The organism is Actinomadura sp. K4S16, from assembly GCF_008327685.1.
Classification (GTDB): domain Bacteria; phylum Actinomycetota; class Actinomycetes; order Streptosporangiales; family Streptosporangiaceae; genus Spirillospora.
In genome coordinates this window covers 1,121,779-1,135,919 of sequence record NZ_BDDE01000010.1, presented here as the reverse complement: position 1 = coordinate 1,135,919, position 14,141 = coordinate 1,121,779, and the positions used below count along the sequence as shown (strand labels likewise).

Below are 14,141 nucleotides of genomic sequence, written 5' to 3'. Positions count from 1 at the left end.
GCCCCGCGAACGGGCCGCCGGTGCGTGCGAGCAGGCACCGGCGGCCTGCCGCGCTCAGTAGCCGGCGCCCGTGAGCATGCCGCCGTCGACCAGGACCTCGCTGCCGGTGCAGTAGGTCGAGTCGTCCGAGGCGAGGAAGACGACCAGCCCGGTGATCTCCTGCGCCTTGCCCATGCGCCCGAGGGGCAGCGCCTTCATGAACGCGTCGGCGCTGTCGGCCGTGGCCGAGACGATGTCGTCCTGCATGGTGAGGGGCGTCAGCACGCCGCCGGGGTGGATGGAGTTCACGCGGATGCCGTACCGGCCGAGCTCGCGGGCGGCGGACTTGGTCAGCCCGCGGACGCCGAACTTGCTCGCGCTGTAGGCGGCGAGGCCGGCCGCGCCGATGAAGCCCTCGGTCGAGGAGACGTTGACGATCGAGCCGCCGCCCGCCGCGCGCATCGGGGCGGTCACCGTCTTCACGCCGAGCCACTGGCCGACGAGGTTCACGTCCAGGATCTGGCGGAACTCCTCGACCGCCATGTTCTCGATGGTCTTGTGCCGGAGGATCCCGGCGTTGTTGACCAGGACGTTCAGCGCCCCGAACGTCTCGGTCGCGGTCTGGACGGCACGCTGCCAGTCCTCCTCCCGGGACACGTCCATCCGGACGAAGCGGACGTCGTCCCCGAGGTCGGCGGCCAGCTTGGCGCCCTCCTCCTCCAGGACGTCGCCGAACACCACCTTGGCGCCCTCGTCCAGGAACCGGCGGACGTGCGCCTTGCCCATGCCGCGCGCGCCACCGGTGATCAGCGCCACCTTGCCGTCAAGCTGCCCCATCAACGCTCCTCGTCGCCCGTTGCCTCCCGGCCAACCTAGCGAACGCTTGGTCAACCGAACAAGGCGGCCCCTATCCCGCGCGCAGCCCCCCGAACAGCAGCGCGAGCATCCGGTCGGCGTATCCGCCCGGGTCGGGGGTGCGCTCGGACGCCACGCCGATCGCGTTCGCGAGCCGCAGCAGGTCGCCCGGGTCGATCTCGGCGCGGACCGCCCCGGCCAGCTGGGCCCGCTCCAGCAGCCGGCCGAGCGCGGCGCGGATCGCGGTGGCCGCGGCGCCGAGCCCGGTGTCCGCCCACTCCGCGCCCATCGCCTCGATGATCAGGGTGCAGGTGCCGCGCGGGGTCGCCGCGCCCGCCAGGTAGGTGCGCAGCCAGCGGCCGAGCGCGGCCTCGGGGTCGGGTTCGGCGAGCAGCGCCTCGGCGTGCCCGAGCAGCCCGTCGATCCGCTCGCGCAGGACGGCGTGCAGCAGCGCGTCCCGGGTGGGGAAGTGGCGGTAGAGCGTTCCCGAGCCGACGCCCGCCCGCTTGGCGATGTCGTCGAGGGACGCGCCCGTGCCGTGCTCGGTGAAGGCGGTGCGGGCCGTCGTGACGAGTCGTTCGTAGTTGCGGCGGGCGTCGGCCCGCATCGGCCGGGTCTCCATGGGCACCGTCCAGCGGTCGCGGGTGGCCTGACGCGGCCCCCGGCCTGCTTCTTTGGACGAGCGTGCCATCTGACGGGCCGGATGCGCTACCCGGAGCGCGCGGCGAGTGCGTCCCGCGACAGCCGGTCGGCCCTGCGCGTCGTCTCCGGCAGCCGGTACTCGGGGGTCAGGGCGAGGACGGCGCGGCACGCGGCGTCGAGGCCGGCCCGGTGCCCGACGGACACGAACACCGGCTTCACCCCGTCCCGGGTCCGCAGCACCCGGCCGACCGTCTCGCCGCCGTCCACCAGCGGGCTCGCGTCGCCGCGCCGCGGCCCCGGCTGCTCGTACGCGCCGACGAACGCGGTCTTGCCGACGCCGATGGACGGCAGGCCGGTCAGCACGCCGAGGTGGCAGGCCAGCCCGAAGCGGCGCGGGTGCGCGATCCCGAATCCGTCGCAGACGAGCAGGTCGGGCGTGGTCTCCAGGGCGCGGAGGGCCTCCAGCAGCGTGGGCAGCTCCCGGAAGGCGAACAGGCCCGGGACGTAGGGGAACGCGGCAGTCCCCACGGCGACCGACTCCTCCACGACCTCCAGCGTCGCCGCGTCCAGGACGACCGCGGCGGCGGCCAGCCGGTCGCCGGAGCCGCCGCCGTCGCCCGCGTAGGACACGTCCAGGCCCGCGACCGTGCGCGGCGCGGCCGGCCCCGGGACGTCCAGTTCGAGCATCGGGCGCAGCCGGTCCTGGATCGCCTCGGCCTCCGCGGGTGTTGCCGGCCAGGGATGCAGCTCGCGTACGTCCATGGCCCGGACGCTACCGTCCCGTCACGCCAGCGAGGCGTACGCCGCCTGCGTCAGCCGGTACGCGCGCAGGTCGCCGGACGCCTGGTCGCCCATCAGGTTCGGCAGGTAGGCGAGCGCCAGCCCGGCCTCGGGGTCGCCGAGGCCGATCGAGCCGCCCGCGCCGGTGTGGCCGAACGCCGACTCCCGGCCCGCCCGCGGAGTGAAGAAGGTCTGCGACGGGCGCATGAAGCCGAGGCCGAAGGAGCTCCGCACCAGCAGCGTGCGGTCGGGGCCGCCGACGCGCGGGCGGACGGCCTCGCGCAGCGTGTCGGGACGCAGGATCCGGCCCGCGACGAGGTCGCGGTAGAAGCCGGCGAGCGCGGGCGCGGTCGCCGTCATCCCGGCGGCCGGCCATCCGGCGCGCAGCACGACCGGGTTGTTGTAGCCGCCCTTGCCCGGGTCCGGGTTGTTCAGCGACCGGTTCATCAGGCTCCCCGGATCGAGGTAGGCCTCGGCGAGCCGGGTCAGGACGTCGGGCTCGGTGGTCTTGGGCGCGTCGGCCCCGCCGCCCGAGCGCCGGCCCGACGACAGCCTCGCGGCCCGCTCGATCACCGAGTCCGGGGCCCCCACCCACAGGTCGAGGTCGCGGGCGAACGCGTCCTTCACGAACGCGCCGACCGTCCGGCCACCGGAGTGGCGGCGGACGATCTCACCGGCCAGCCAGCCGTAGGTGAGCGCGTGGTAGCCGTGGGCCTCGCCCGGCGCCCACTCGGGCTCCTGCGCGGCCAGCTCGGCCGCGCGGGCGGGGGCGTCCGCGGCCTCCTCGGCCGGGACGGGGCGCGCGAACGCGGGCAGGCCCGCCTGGTGCGACAGCAGGTGCGCGGCCGTCGCGCCGTCCTTGCCCGCGGCGCCGAACTCCGGCCACCAGTCCGTCACCGGGCCGTCCACCTCGTAGGCGCCGCGCTCGGCGAGCAGCAGCGCGGCCGCGGCCGTCACCGCCTTGGTGCAGGAGAACCCGAAGCAGGGCGTGTCGGGCTGCCACGCGCGGCCGGTGCGGCGGTCGGCGACACCGCCCCACAGGTCGACGACCTTGCGGTCGCCCGCGTAGACGGCCACGGCTGCGCCGAGCTCGCGGCCCTCGGCGAAGTTCGCTTCGAACACCTCGCGGACGCCGGCGAACGCCGGATCGCAGTGGCCCTGCACCGTGCTGCTCATGCGCGATCCTCTCAGGCGGGGGCCTCCATAGAATCACGTTCTAGGACGCCCCGCCGAACCGGGATCGCCTCAGTACCGGCCCAGGTGGTGGACGGGTTCGGTGACGGGGCCGGCGGCCCGCTGGGCGGGACGCGTCCGGCCGAACTCCAGCGTGAGCAGCGCCGCCGCCAGCCACGCGATGTCGAACCAGGACCGGAAGACCACGTTGCGCGGCGTGTAGGACGGCCTGAACTTCTTGTCGAACAGGTACAGCGACTCGACCGCGATCCACGGGTCGAGCAGGTGCAGGGCCCGGTAGCCGGCCTTCTCCAGCGGCCCGCGCTCGTCGGCGTCCAGCAGCTCGCGGAAGGCGGCGAAGTTCAGCGAGACGAGCCCGTGCCCGCGCCGGGCCGCGTACTCGATCATCTCGACGATGAGGCGCTCGTTCACGCCGTTCGGGCCGCCGGGGGTGCGGCGCATCGCGTCCAGGCTGATGCCCTCGCCCGCGGTGACGTAGCGCTGGAACGCGATGGGCTCCTTGTCCTCGTCGTAGGCGACGGCGACGACCGCGCCCGGGTGGTACCCGGTGAGCAGCTCGTCCAGGTTCATGGAGAAGCCGCGCTCGGCCGCACCGCCGAGGGACCGGGACGCGACGTCCAGCAGCTTCTCGCGGAGGGCGGGCGTGAGCTCCCGCTCCGGGAGGATCTCCGACGAGACGCCGAAGTTCTCGGTGCGCTTGACGGCCTGCCGGACGTTGCGCATCTTCCGCCCCGACAGCGTGAACTCGCCGGGACGGATGACGACCTCGTCGCCGAAGCCGATCGAGCGGCACGGCCCCCAGGCGGGCAGCAGGGCGTCGCTCGCGCCGAGGACGGCCGGACGCCAGCCCGTCGTCCGGCACATCGCGAGGAAGGCCCGCACGGCGTCGGCGTGCGAGGCGGGGTCGCCGACCGGGTCGCCGCCCGCGACCGCCATGCCGAACAGGACCCGGTAGCCGATCGCGGCGCGGCCGTCCGCGCTGAACACGTACGCCTTGTCGCGCCGCAGCGCGAACGGGGAGAGGGTGTCGGAGCCGGGATGCAGGACGAGGCCCGCGACGCGGACGCGCTCGGCCTCGTCGCCGGGCGGGGGCGCCGGGTCGGGCGCCAGGAGGGTGATGACCAGCACGAGCAGCCCCGCCGCGCCGGCGAGGCCGAGCACGCCCGGCAGCCAGGACGCCCCGTCCATGGGCGCGCCGGTGGCGCCGAGGCCGCTCGCGACGTCGCCGACCGACCGCACCGACACCCCGCCGAAGAGCAGCGACACCGCGGTCGCGGCGGCGAGTAGCAGCGCGCCGGTCTTCACGGCCGCGCGGACGCGCTCGGGATGCGGGCGCACCGGGAAGCGGTCGCGCTCCAGCCACAGCCCGCCGAGGACGGCGGCGAGCAGGGGCAGCCGCCACAGCGGGTCGTCGCCGGACACGACGGCGAGCAGCCCGAGGACCACCAGCGTGGCGAGGCCGTACCAGGCGGCGCGGCGCCGCAGCAGCACGCCGCGGGCGACCAGCGCGAGCGCGAGGGCCAGCACGACGGCGTGCTCCGGCCTGAGCGGGCTCCCGGTGACGAGCTGCGACAGCCGTCCGAGGACGTGCGGGGATCCGGAGAACGCGGGCACCGCGATCAGCGCGGCGACCAGGGCCGCGGTCAGCGCGAGCGGCCAGACGGGCCGCGCATGGGGCGGCGCCCCCGGCCCGCCCTTGCGGGAAGACTCGTCCGTCAGCACGAAGCACACCTCCGCTGAGCCCCCAACCAAGATCTTCCGGAACTCATTCCCGGGTTCGGTCGTTCCTATGGGGCCTGAAATCAGCGTACGGCCGAATCCCCAGGCCGGGCGCTTCAACTCGGCCATACCCGGCCGGGGGCGGTAGGACACCGCTAGCCTCGGAGTGATGAAGAGGCTCCTGCTCGTCCACCACACGCCGTCGCCGTCCGTCCAGGCGATGTTCGAGGCGGTGCGCGCCGGCGCGTCGACCGACGAGATCGAGGGCGTGGAGGTCGTGTCGCGCGCGGCCCTGACCGCCTCCGCCGTGGACGTCCTGGAGGCGGACGGCTACCTCCTGGGCTCCCCGGTCAACCTCGGCTACCTGTCCGGGGCGTTGAAGCACTTCTTCGACCAGATCTACTACCCGTGCCTGGAGGAGACGGTCCGCCGCCCGTTCGGGGCCTTCCTGCACGGCAACAACGACGCCACCGGCGCCGTGCGGGCCCTGGACTCCATCACCACGGGGCTGAAGTGGAAGGCCGTCCAGCCGCACGTGGTGGTGACGGGCGAGCCGAGCAAGGCCGACCTGGAGGCGTGCTGGGAACTCGGCGCGGTCACGGCTGCGGAGCTCGGTGACGTCTGAGACGGGTGGGGCGCCTGTAGCGTGCCGACCATGAGTGGTTTCCGGCACATAGCGCTGTTCAGATGGATCGAAGGCACGACGACCGGCCAGCAGGACGAGGTGGCGGCGAAGCTGCGCGGGCTGCCCGGCGCGATCCCGGAGATCCGGGAGTACAGCGTGGGCGCGGACGCGGGGCTCAACCCCGGGGCATACGACTTCGCGGTGGTCGCGGACTTCGCGGACCGGGACGCCTACCTCGCCTACCGCGACAACCCCCTGCACCGGGCGACGGTCAACGACTACATCACGCCGATCACGGCGGAGCGCGCGTCCATCCAGTACGAGTTGTAAGCGGTACGGAATGCAACGCTCCAGCTCAGGGGGCGGCCCGCCGGAGCGCGCGGCGGCGGCGCCGGCGGGCCGCCCGATACTGCAACCGAGCAAGCGCTTGTGCTGAAAGACTTTTCGGGTTAGTTTCCTCAGAGACGCCCGCTGGGAACGGATCGCGCCCCGTTCCCGGCGGGCGGCGAGCCGAGGTCACCCCCACCTGCGCAGACTCATGATCTCTTCGCGGAGCTGCTGCGCGGACGGCGCCTCCAGCAGCCGCGGGCCCTCGCGCAGCGGCACCATCGCCCACCAGGACCCGGTCGCCTCGCCGTACCAGACCCGCACGCCGGGGAACTGCTCCTGAAGGGTGCGCGCGGTGGCCGCGCGCAGGGCCGCGGGCGTGGGCTCGTCGCGACCGGCGGCCCCTTGGTCAGCCGTCATGCCGCCCTCCCCCCGTAGACCTCTCCCATACCAGCGTCCCCACGGACCAAAGCGTCACCCCTACTCGGCAAATCGTGACTAAGCACACTATGGGCCTTCTGGGCGCCGAACCATGGGATACCGCGCCGGATGTACGCCGCCAGATGTAGCGGGCGCCCACGGGTGAGGCCGTCCGCCGGATGCCCGGGGCCCGACCTGGAGAGGACGCTGGGCGCGACAGCACATCCCCAGGTGCGGCGCGACCGCGGAAGGCGCGTCCGCGGAGGCGGTACCCATGAGACTCGCAAGACTTGCCCGGTTCTGCTACCGGAGACGGCGACTGACGGTGGCGGGCTGGATCGTCGGGACGATCGCCGTCATGGCGCTGGGATTCGGCTTCGCCGCCGAGCCCCTGAACGACTTCTCGGGCGGCGGCTCCGACGCGGCGAAGGCGTCGGACCTGCTGGAGCAGCACTTCCCGCAGCGCAGCGGCGACTCCATCACGCTGGCGGTGCGCGCCGAGGGCGGCCTCCGGGACCCGGAGGTGAAGGCGCGGGTCGAGCAGGCGATCGACAGGCTCGGCAGGACGCCGCACGTCGCGTCGGTGTCGTCGCCCTACGAGGCGCCCGGGCAGATCTCCCGGGACGGGAGGACGGCGTTCGCGACGGGCGGCCTCGACATCTCGTCCGACGACATGCCCCGGGACGACGTGATCGCGCTCCTGGACGACGTGCGCACCGACTCCGGACCCGTCCGGATCCAACTCGGCGGATCGGCGGTCGACGCCGCCGAGACGCCGGGCGGCGGCCCGTCCGAGGGCATCGGCGTGCTCGCCGCCGTCGTGATCCTGCTGATCGCGTTCGGGTCGGTGCTCGCCATGGGCCTGCCGATCGTGACCGCGCTGTTCGGCATCGGCACCGGCCTCGCGCTGATCATGCTGCTCGGGCACCTGCTGCCCGCGCCCGCGTTCAGCCCCATCGTCGCGGCGCTCATCGGGCTCGGCGTCGGCATCGACTACGCGCTGTTCATCGTCACCCGCCACCGGGAGGAGATGCACGCCGGCGCGGACCCCGAGGAGGCGGCGGTCACCGCCGTCACCACCGCCGGGCGGGCCGTGCTGTTCGCCGGCACCACCGTGGTGATCGCGCTGATGGGCCTGTTCGTCATGCAGCAGAAGCTGCTCAACGGCGTCGCGGTCGCGGCCGGCGTCGCCGTGCTGATGACGATGCTCGCCTCCGTGACGCTGCTGCCCGCGCTGCTCGGCTTCGCCGGGCACGCCATCGACCGGTTCCGCGTCCCGGGTCTCGGCCGGGCCCGCCGCCCGCTGGCCGAGCGCTGGGCGCGGGTCGTCCAGGCGCACCCGGTGCTCGCCGGCCTGTGCGCGGCCGCCGTCCTGCTGGTCCTCGCCGTGCCCGCGCTGTCGATGCGGCTGAGCCTGCCGGACTCCAGCACCCAGCCGCACGACCACTCCGGCTACCAGGCGAGCCGGATCATGGCGGAGGGGTTCGGGCCCGGGACCGCCGCGCCGCTGATCGTCGTCACCGAGGGCGGCGGGCTCGCTGAGGCGGGACGGATCGCCGACGCGGTCGGGAGGACGCCGGGCGTCGCGGCCGTCCAGCCGCCTCGTCCCAGCCGGGACGGGAAGGCCACGATCGTCATGGCGTTCCCGAAGACCGGCCCGCACGACGAGCGGACGTCCGACCTCGTCCACACGCTGCGCGACGACGTCATCCCCGGCGCCGTCGCCGGGACGAGCGCCCGCGCCTACGTCGGCGGACCGAACGCCGCCTCGATCGACTTCGCCGAGAGCGTCTCCACCCGGCTGCCGCTGCTGATCGCCGTGGTCGTGGGCCTGTCGCTGCTGCTGCTCGTCGGGCTCGTCCGGTCGGTCACGGTGGCGGTGCAGGCCGCCCTCATGAACCTGCTGTCGATCGCGGCCGCGTACGGGGTGCTGACGGCCGTCGTCCAGTGGGGCTGGGCGGGGCGCGCGCTCGGGTTCCCGACGGACATGCCCGTCACCACGTGGGTGCCGCTGATGATGTTCCCGATCCTGTTCGGGCTGTCCATGGACTACGAGGTGTTCCTGGTGTCCCGCGTCCGCGAGATCTACGAGGAGGGGGTGGCCACCCGCGAGGCCGTCGCGCTCGGCCTGTCCCGCACCGCCCGCGTGATCACCGCGGCGGCGGCCATCATGGTGATGGTCTTCTTGTCGGTGCTCCTCGGCGCGGACGTCGCCGTCAAGCAGATGGGGCTCGGCCTCGGCGTCGCGATCCTGATCGACGCGACCGTCGTGCGGCTGGTGCTCGTCCCGGCCCTGATGGAGCTGTTCGGCGAGGCGAACTGGTGGCTTCCCGGGCCGCTGCGGCGGATCCTGCCGTCGCGTCCCGCGCGGGCGGTCGCGGCGGAGCGGCCGAGCGTGCGGGCTAGTGCAGGTTGATGCCGTCGAACATCACCTTGAGGTAGTGCTCGGCGAGCCCCTGGGCGTTCAGGCGGCCGCCGGGCCGGAACCAGCGGACGGCCACCCAGACCGTGTCGCGGATCATCCGGTAGGTCAGCTTCGGGTCGAGGTCGGGACGGAACAGCCCTTCCGCCTGGCCCGCCTGGAGCGTGGTGACCCACATCTTCTCGATCTCGGCCTCGGACTTGGTCAGGTAGGCGAACCGGTCCATGCCCCGCAGGTAGTTCCAGTCGTTCTGCATGACCGTGATCGCGGCCCGGTGCGGCTCCAGGGTGCCGAACGCGACGCGGACGAGCCCGGCGATCGTGTCCCGCGGGTTCAGGCTCTCGTCGATCACCGCCTGGTAGGCGGCCATGACCTCGGTGAAGAACCCGGACAGGATCTCGTCGACGATCGACTCCTTGGAGTCGAAGTGGTGGTAGAGGCTGCCGGACAGGATGCCGGCCTCGTCGGCGATGTTGCGGACGGTGGTGGCCTGGAACCCCTTCTCGGCGAACAGTTCGGCAGCGAGCCTGACCAGGTGGGCGCGCCGTTCGGACGCCAGCGCGGGGGCTCCGCGGCCGCGGCGGCGGGGGGCGTCCTCGCCGGTGCCGCGGGTTCTCGATCGTCCGGACTTGGCGCTCGTGGTCGTCACCCTCTCATTATGCCGTGTCGCCCAACCGCTTGCTCGATTCGGCGGCCGGACCAGCGTACGGGTTGCAACAAGCGCTTGCTACCTGCCGGTTCCGGGATCGGCGGCGGCGGCGGATTAGGCTCGGGGGCATGCCCGATGTGATCGTGTTCGACCTGTACGGAGTGATCGCCCGCACCCAGACGCCCGAGGCGGTGCGGCGCATCGAGGAGACCGCCGGGGACCCCGGCCCCGCGTTCTGGGACGCCTACTGGGCCTGCCGCCCCGCCTACGACGCCGGCCAGGAGAGCGCGTCCTACTGGGCGGACGTCGCGGGCCTGCTCGGCACCGCGTTCCCCGACGTCCCCGCGCTGGTCGAGGCCGACCTCGACAGCTGGACCGAGGTCGACGAGGAGATGGTCGCCCTGGTCGGCGAGCTGGCCGACCGGGGCCGCACGCTCGGGCTGCTGTCCAACATCATCGGCGACCTGGTGCCCCGCTTCGAGGCCCGGCACGGCGCCTGGCTCGCCCGCTTCGACGCGCGCGTCTACTCCTGCCGCATCGGCGTCGCCAAGCCCGACCCCCGCGCCTACGAGATCTGCGCCGAGACCCTCGGCGTCAAGCCCGCCGACGTCCTCTTCTTCGACGACAACGAACGCAACGTCCTCGCCGCCCGCGAGACCGGCATGCGCGCCGAACTCTTCACGTCCCTGACCCAGGTCCGCACCCTCACCGCCTGACCGTCCGCGGGCGAGCGGTGGCGACCCCGGAGAGCCGCCACCGCTCGCGCGGCCTCAGTCGAACTGGTCGGGGGTCTCCAGTTCGGCGCCGCCCGCGAGGGTGGCGATGTCCTGCTGCGCCAGCGCTCCCTGGAACGCCCAGACGTCGTCGACGGCGCCCGGCCAGTACTCGGGGTCGCCGAGCGCCGAACGCCCGACCTGGAGGGGGCCCCCAGCGTCGAACGCCCCGACCCCGCCCTTGATCGACCCGTTCTCCTGGGGCTCACCGTTCACGTACAAGGTCATCGTCCTGGTGGGAGCGTCATAGACGACGGCGAGGTGATCCCACCACCGGGAGGAGACCGTGTGCGTGGCGACGGTGACCTTCGCGTCCGCGGCGTCGGAGTCGGCCATGGCCGACTGCCACGTGTGCGCACCGGGCTCGTCTCCCGGCACGAAGCGGAGTGCGAAGCGGTTGATGTTCCGCCCCGGGAGGGAGAGGAGGGTCGAAGCCCTCGTCGGCATCTGCTCCGTGTTCACCCAGGTGGAGACGGTGAAGCTCCGGTCGGTGCGGATGACGGGCCCTGAGGTCTCCGCGTACGCCGCCGTGCCGTCCAGCCTCAGTCCGGCCGGAGACGCCCACCCGTAGAACCCGGCGTTCGGGTCGATCGCCGCCCCGCCCCGGAGCGCCATGTCGTTGCCGAGCGCGGAGTCGTCGTCGCCGTCGACGTTGAACTTCCAGCGCCCGTGCACCTTCTTGGGGAGTTTCGGGAGCGCCGCCGCCTCGGCCGGGACGATGATCCGGTCGTACACCCGGACCTCGTCGAGATCACCGAGGAAGGGGTGCGCCCGGGGCCGGACGCCGGCGCCGAGCCGCAGCGGGCCCTGCGCGCTCCACGCCGGGTCACCGGACGCGACGTCGGACGCGAGGGCCCCGTTCACGTAGAGCCGCAGCCTCTTCTGCGTCGCGTCGTAGGAGCCGGTCAGATGGGCCCAGGTGCCGGGATAGACGGGCTGTTCCGCGACGGCCTGCCTGATCGCCGCGCCGCGGGCGTCCGCGTCGGACTTCACGAACGCCCAGTGCCCGCCCCGCGACTGGAGTGAGAACGCGTTCTTCTCCTCACCGGTCGCCGCCACGACGACGGAGTCGCCATCCGTCGCGGGTCTGGCCCAGGCGGACACCGTGAAGCTCTTGGCGGTGTCCACGAGCGCCGCGGCGTCGGCGTGGCCGCCGTCCAGGTGCGCCGCCGTCCCGAGCTGCCCCTCGGCGCCGGCGGAGACCGTTCCGGCCGCCTGCGCGACGGCCGGGTCGTCGCCCTCCCGCGCCTCCGCCGTGAACTGGCGGGCCCCGGCGGGCTCGTCGAGTTTCCAGTGGGCCTTCGGGGCGCTGCCCGCCTTCACCAGGAACAGGTAGTCCGTCGTCGGGCTGTTCTCGCCCGCCGGGCCGAAGGACTGGACCGTCAGGTAGACGGGCCCGCTGCGGTGGGGGGCGATCGCCACGGTCACGGGGGCGCCGTCACGGGTGGCGAGATCCAGGCCCGGCTGTCCGGTGATGGACACCGAGTACCGTGCCGCCTGGTCGCTGGGGTCGTCGATCGTGAACTCGCCGTAGATCCCGACACCGTCGTGCCAGGCGTCGTCGTCGGGGTAGTCGGCCGATGTGACGGTGGGGGCCGGAATCGACGCCTGGGCCAGCGCCGTCCCCGCACTCCCCGCGATGGACGCCGGGACCGTCACCGCCAGGGCGGCGAGCAGCACCGGAATGGTTCGACGTGGACGCATCCACACCTCCTGGTCGCGGCATGCGGCGCAGCGGGGAGGGAACGCCGTCCATGCCCGTTTCAGTTGTGTTGTGATCTTGACACCCTTCCGGGTGCCTGTGGGCGCAGGAAGATCACGATCTCGACAAGCGACCCATCGGGCCTTTGCGAACGGGGCTCGGGGGCCGCGGTTCAGGAGGGGGGCGGGAGTTCTCCGCCTGCCTCGGCGGCCTGGGCGAGGCGTTCGCGGAGGGTTCGGAGGAGTTCGTCGCCCTGCTCGGTCAGGCGCTCGATGGCGGGGAGGGCCAGGTCGTCGCGGACGGTGTCGGCGAGCAGTTCGTCGTACTGGTGCGCCTTCTCCGCGATCGCCTCCAGGTGGCGCTGGGCGCGCAGGACCTCGTCGGCCGACTTGGCGCGCTCCGCATAGCGCTCCAGGGCCTCGATGCGGCGCGTCACCGCCTCGACCGAGGTGTCGAGCTTGTCGCGCAGCGGCCGCAGTGCCGCCTCCACCTCCGGGAGCGTCTCGGTCTCGGCCATCTCGGCGTGGTCCGCGCGCAGCCTCGACTGCTTCGCCAGGACCTGCGCGATCTCCCATTCCTGGCGCGGCAGCGTGACGGCGTTGTCCACCGCGTCGAGCAGGCCCTCGCGGTTGACCTGGGAGTCGCGGACGGCGTCGACGGCCGCCTGGACGCGCGCCAGCAGCACGCGGCCCTCGTCGTCGAAGTCCTCGGGGACGAGGTAGCGGTCGCGGCGGCGCTCCAGCTCCCGGGCCCGCCGCAGGTCCAGCGAGACCGACGGGGTGCCGAGCGCGACCAGCACCGCCAGCATGCCGAGGCCGATCAGCCACAGCGAGCCGAGCAGCGGGGAGCCGACCAGGCCGAGGGCGAGCACCGACAGCGGCGCCAGCCACACCAGCGGCTTGCGGCGCGCGACGATCGTGTCCAGCTCGGCGCGCAGCGCCGGGTCGGCGACGGGGCGCGGCTCGGCCGGGGCGCCGTCCTCCGGGGCGCGCGGCGGCGCGATCCGCCGCCAGGACGTGGAGACGTGGGTCTCGAACGCGAAGTCGCTCTGCGCGATCTCGATCTCGGTGGGGCCGGCGGGCAGCGGCCACGAGCCGACGGGATCGCCTCCGCCGGGGCCGGTGAAGCGCACCCACCAGCCGCCCTTGCCGTCCTCGCAGCGGTAGCGGCCGGGGGCGACGTCGATGCCGACGAAGAACGTCCCGACTCCCGGTATGGAATCACTCCATGCGCCACTGGTCACCGGCGACCTCCCGTACCTGAACGACGTCCGGGGGACGGTAAGAGTTGCAGTACCCACTACCGCTCCCGGGAAGCGGGACGGGGTTTGGAATACTCCACGCGTGCGACCCGACTATGATCCCCTGGACGATCCGCCGTGGGCGATGCAACTGGTGGTACGTGCCGAGAAGGCCGATCCGCCCAGTCACGGCGCGGTCTGCGAGGCCGCGGCGACCGCGGTCGTCCGGCTGCTGACCGACCCGCGCGCCGCCGAGCCCGAGGGGGAGTGGCGGGAGGCCGTCCGGGAGTGGGAGTCGCGCCGGATCAGGAAGGTGACGCGGCGGGCCCGCGGGGTCCGGTGGCCGGAGGCGGAGGCGCTGCCCGGCGTCACGGTCCGGCACGCGGGCGCGCAGGTGCGGGCGTTCCCGCCGGGACCGGTGTCGGACGTCCCGCCCCAGCTGGCGAAGCTCCAGGTCGCGGGCCTCGAACTGGCCGAGGCGCAGGAGCCGGCGCCCCCGCCCGAGCCCCCGTACGCGGCGATCGCGCTCAACCCTGACGTGACGATGACGACGGGGAAGGCCGCCGCCCAGTGCGGGCACGCCGCCCAGCTGCTGCTCCGCCAGGGCCGCCGCAGGCACATGGCGGCGTGGGTCGAGGCGGGCGCCCCCGTCCACCTGGCGCGGGACGTGCCGTGGAGCGAGTGCGTGAAGAAGGCGGCGGTCGCGGTCCGGGACGGCGGCTTCACCGAGGTCCCGCCCGGCACGATGACCGCGATCGCGTGGCTGGTCCGGAAATAGGGCGCGGCGCAGGGCAGGGTAGGGCGCGGCGCGCCG

At 73.7% G+C, this 14,141-nt stretch carries 14 protein-coding genes; 5 read left to right on the top strand and 9 right to left on the bottom strand.

Going from position 1 to position 14,141, the window contains the following annotated elements; translation table 11 throughout:
• Positions 1-54: 54 nt before the first annotated feature.
• The 5 genes from K4S16_RS06030 to K4S16_RS06010 form a co-directional block, all read right to left on the bottom strand.
• Positions 55-816, bottom strand: a complete 762-nt coding sequence (locus tag K4S16_RS06030) for a glucose 1-dehydrogenase (protein WP_149257731.1) — start codon at positions 814-816, stop codon at positions 55-57.
• 70 nt (positions 817-886) lie between these two features.
• Positions 887-1,456: a TetR/AcrR family transcriptional regulator gene (locus K4S16_RS06025; RefSeq protein WP_200841695.1), complete on the bottom strand. Its 570-nt coding sequence runs from the start codon at positions 1,454-1,456 to the stop codon at positions 887-889.
• Between the two features lie 86 nt (positions 1,457-1,542).
• On the bottom strand, positions 1,543-2,238 hold the full coding sequence (locus K4S16_RS06020) for an endonuclease V (protein ID WP_149257730.1): 696 nt from the start codon (positions 2,236-2,238) through the stop codon (positions 1,543-1,545).
• Between the two features lie 21 nt (positions 2,239-2,259).
• Entirely contained in the window at positions 2,260-3,432 is a 1,173-nt protein-coding gene (locus K4S16_RS06015) for a serine hydrolase domain-containing protein (protein ID WP_149257729.1), read from the bottom strand.
• A gap of 69 nt (positions 3,433-3,501) precedes the next feature.
• Positions 3,502-5,172 carry a bifunctional lysylphosphatidylglycerol flippase/synthetase MprF gene (locus tag K4S16_RS06010; protein ID WP_149257728.1) on the bottom strand — a complete coding sequence of 557 codons (1,671 nt, stop codon included), beginning with the start codon at positions 5,170-5,172 and terminating at the stop codon, positions 3,502-3,504.
• 166 nt (positions 5,173-5,338) lie between these two features.
• Between K4S16_RS06010 and K4S16_RS06005 the strand changes: the two genes are divergently transcribed.
• Together K4S16_RS06005 and K4S16_RS06000 are read left to right on the top strand one after the other, a co-directional pair.
• Positions 5,339-5,794, top strand: a complete 456-nt coding sequence (locus K4S16_RS06005; RefSeq protein ID WP_149257727.1) for a flavodoxin family protein — start codon at positions 5,339-5,341, stop codon at positions 5,792-5,794.
• A gap of 30 nt (positions 5,795-5,824) precedes the next feature.
• Positions 5,825-6,124, top strand: coding sequence for a Dabb family protein (locus K4S16_RS06000; protein WP_149257726.1), 300 nt, complete (start codon positions 5,825-5,827; stop codon positions 6,122-6,124).
• A gap of 186 nt (positions 6,125-6,310) precedes the next feature.
• Here K4S16_RS06000 and K4S16_RS05995 read toward each other — a convergent pair whose 3' ends face one another.
• The gene (locus tag K4S16_RS05995; RefSeq protein WP_149257725.1) at positions 6,311-6,541 is read right to left on the bottom strand and encodes a hypothetical protein; all 231 of its coding nucleotides are present in this window, start codon (positions 6,539-6,541) and stop codon (positions 6,311-6,313) included.
• 274 nt (positions 6,542-6,815) lie between these two features.
• Here K4S16_RS05995 and K4S16_RS05990 point away from each other — a divergent pair, with 274 nt between their 5' ends.
• Positions 6,816-8,957: an MMPL family transporter gene (locus K4S16_RS05990; protein WP_149257724.1), complete on the top strand. Its 2,142-nt coding sequence runs from the start codon at positions 6,816-6,818 to the stop codon at positions 8,955-8,957.
• Here K4S16_RS05990 and K4S16_RS05985 read toward each other — a convergent pair.
• The gene (locus K4S16_RS05985) at positions 8,944-9,612 is read right to left on the bottom strand and encodes a TetR/AcrR family transcriptional regulator (RefSeq protein ID WP_149257723.1); all 669 of its coding nucleotides are present in this window, start codon (positions 9,610-9,612) and stop codon (positions 8,944-8,946) included. The genes K4S16_RS05990 and K4S16_RS05985 overlap by 14 nt on opposite strands.
• Before the next feature lie 128 nt (positions 9,613-9,740).
• On the opposite strand from K4S16_RS05985, the gene K4S16_RS05980 reads away from it, so the two are divergent.
• Entirely contained in the window at positions 9,741-10,328 is a 588-nt protein-coding gene (locus K4S16_RS05980) for an HAD family phosphatase (protein WP_149257722.1), read from the top strand.
• Positions 10,329-10,382: 54 nt separating this feature from the next.
• Here the strand turns inward: K4S16_RS05980 and K4S16_RS05975 are convergent, their stop codons facing one another.
• Positions 10,383-12,089, bottom strand: a complete 1,707-nt coding sequence (locus tag K4S16_RS05975; RefSeq protein WP_149257721.1) for a LamG domain-containing protein — start codon at positions 12,087-12,089, stop codon at positions 10,383-10,385.
• Between the two features lie 170 nt (positions 12,090-12,259).
• Complete coding sequence (locus tag K4S16_RS05970; protein ID WP_149257720.1) at positions 12,260-13,330, bottom strand: hypothetical protein; 1,071 nt, start codon at positions 13,328-13,330, stop codon at positions 12,260-12,262.
• 100 nt (positions 13,331-13,430) lie between these two features.
• On the opposite strand from K4S16_RS05970, the gene K4S16_RS05965 reads away from it, so the two are divergent.
• Positions 13,431-14,105, top strand: a complete 675-nt coding sequence (locus K4S16_RS05965; RefSeq protein WP_149257719.1) for a peptidyl-tRNA hydrolase — start codon at positions 13,431-13,433, stop codon at positions 14,103-14,105.
• The last annotated feature ends 36 nt before the right edge of the window (positions 14,106-14,141 follow it).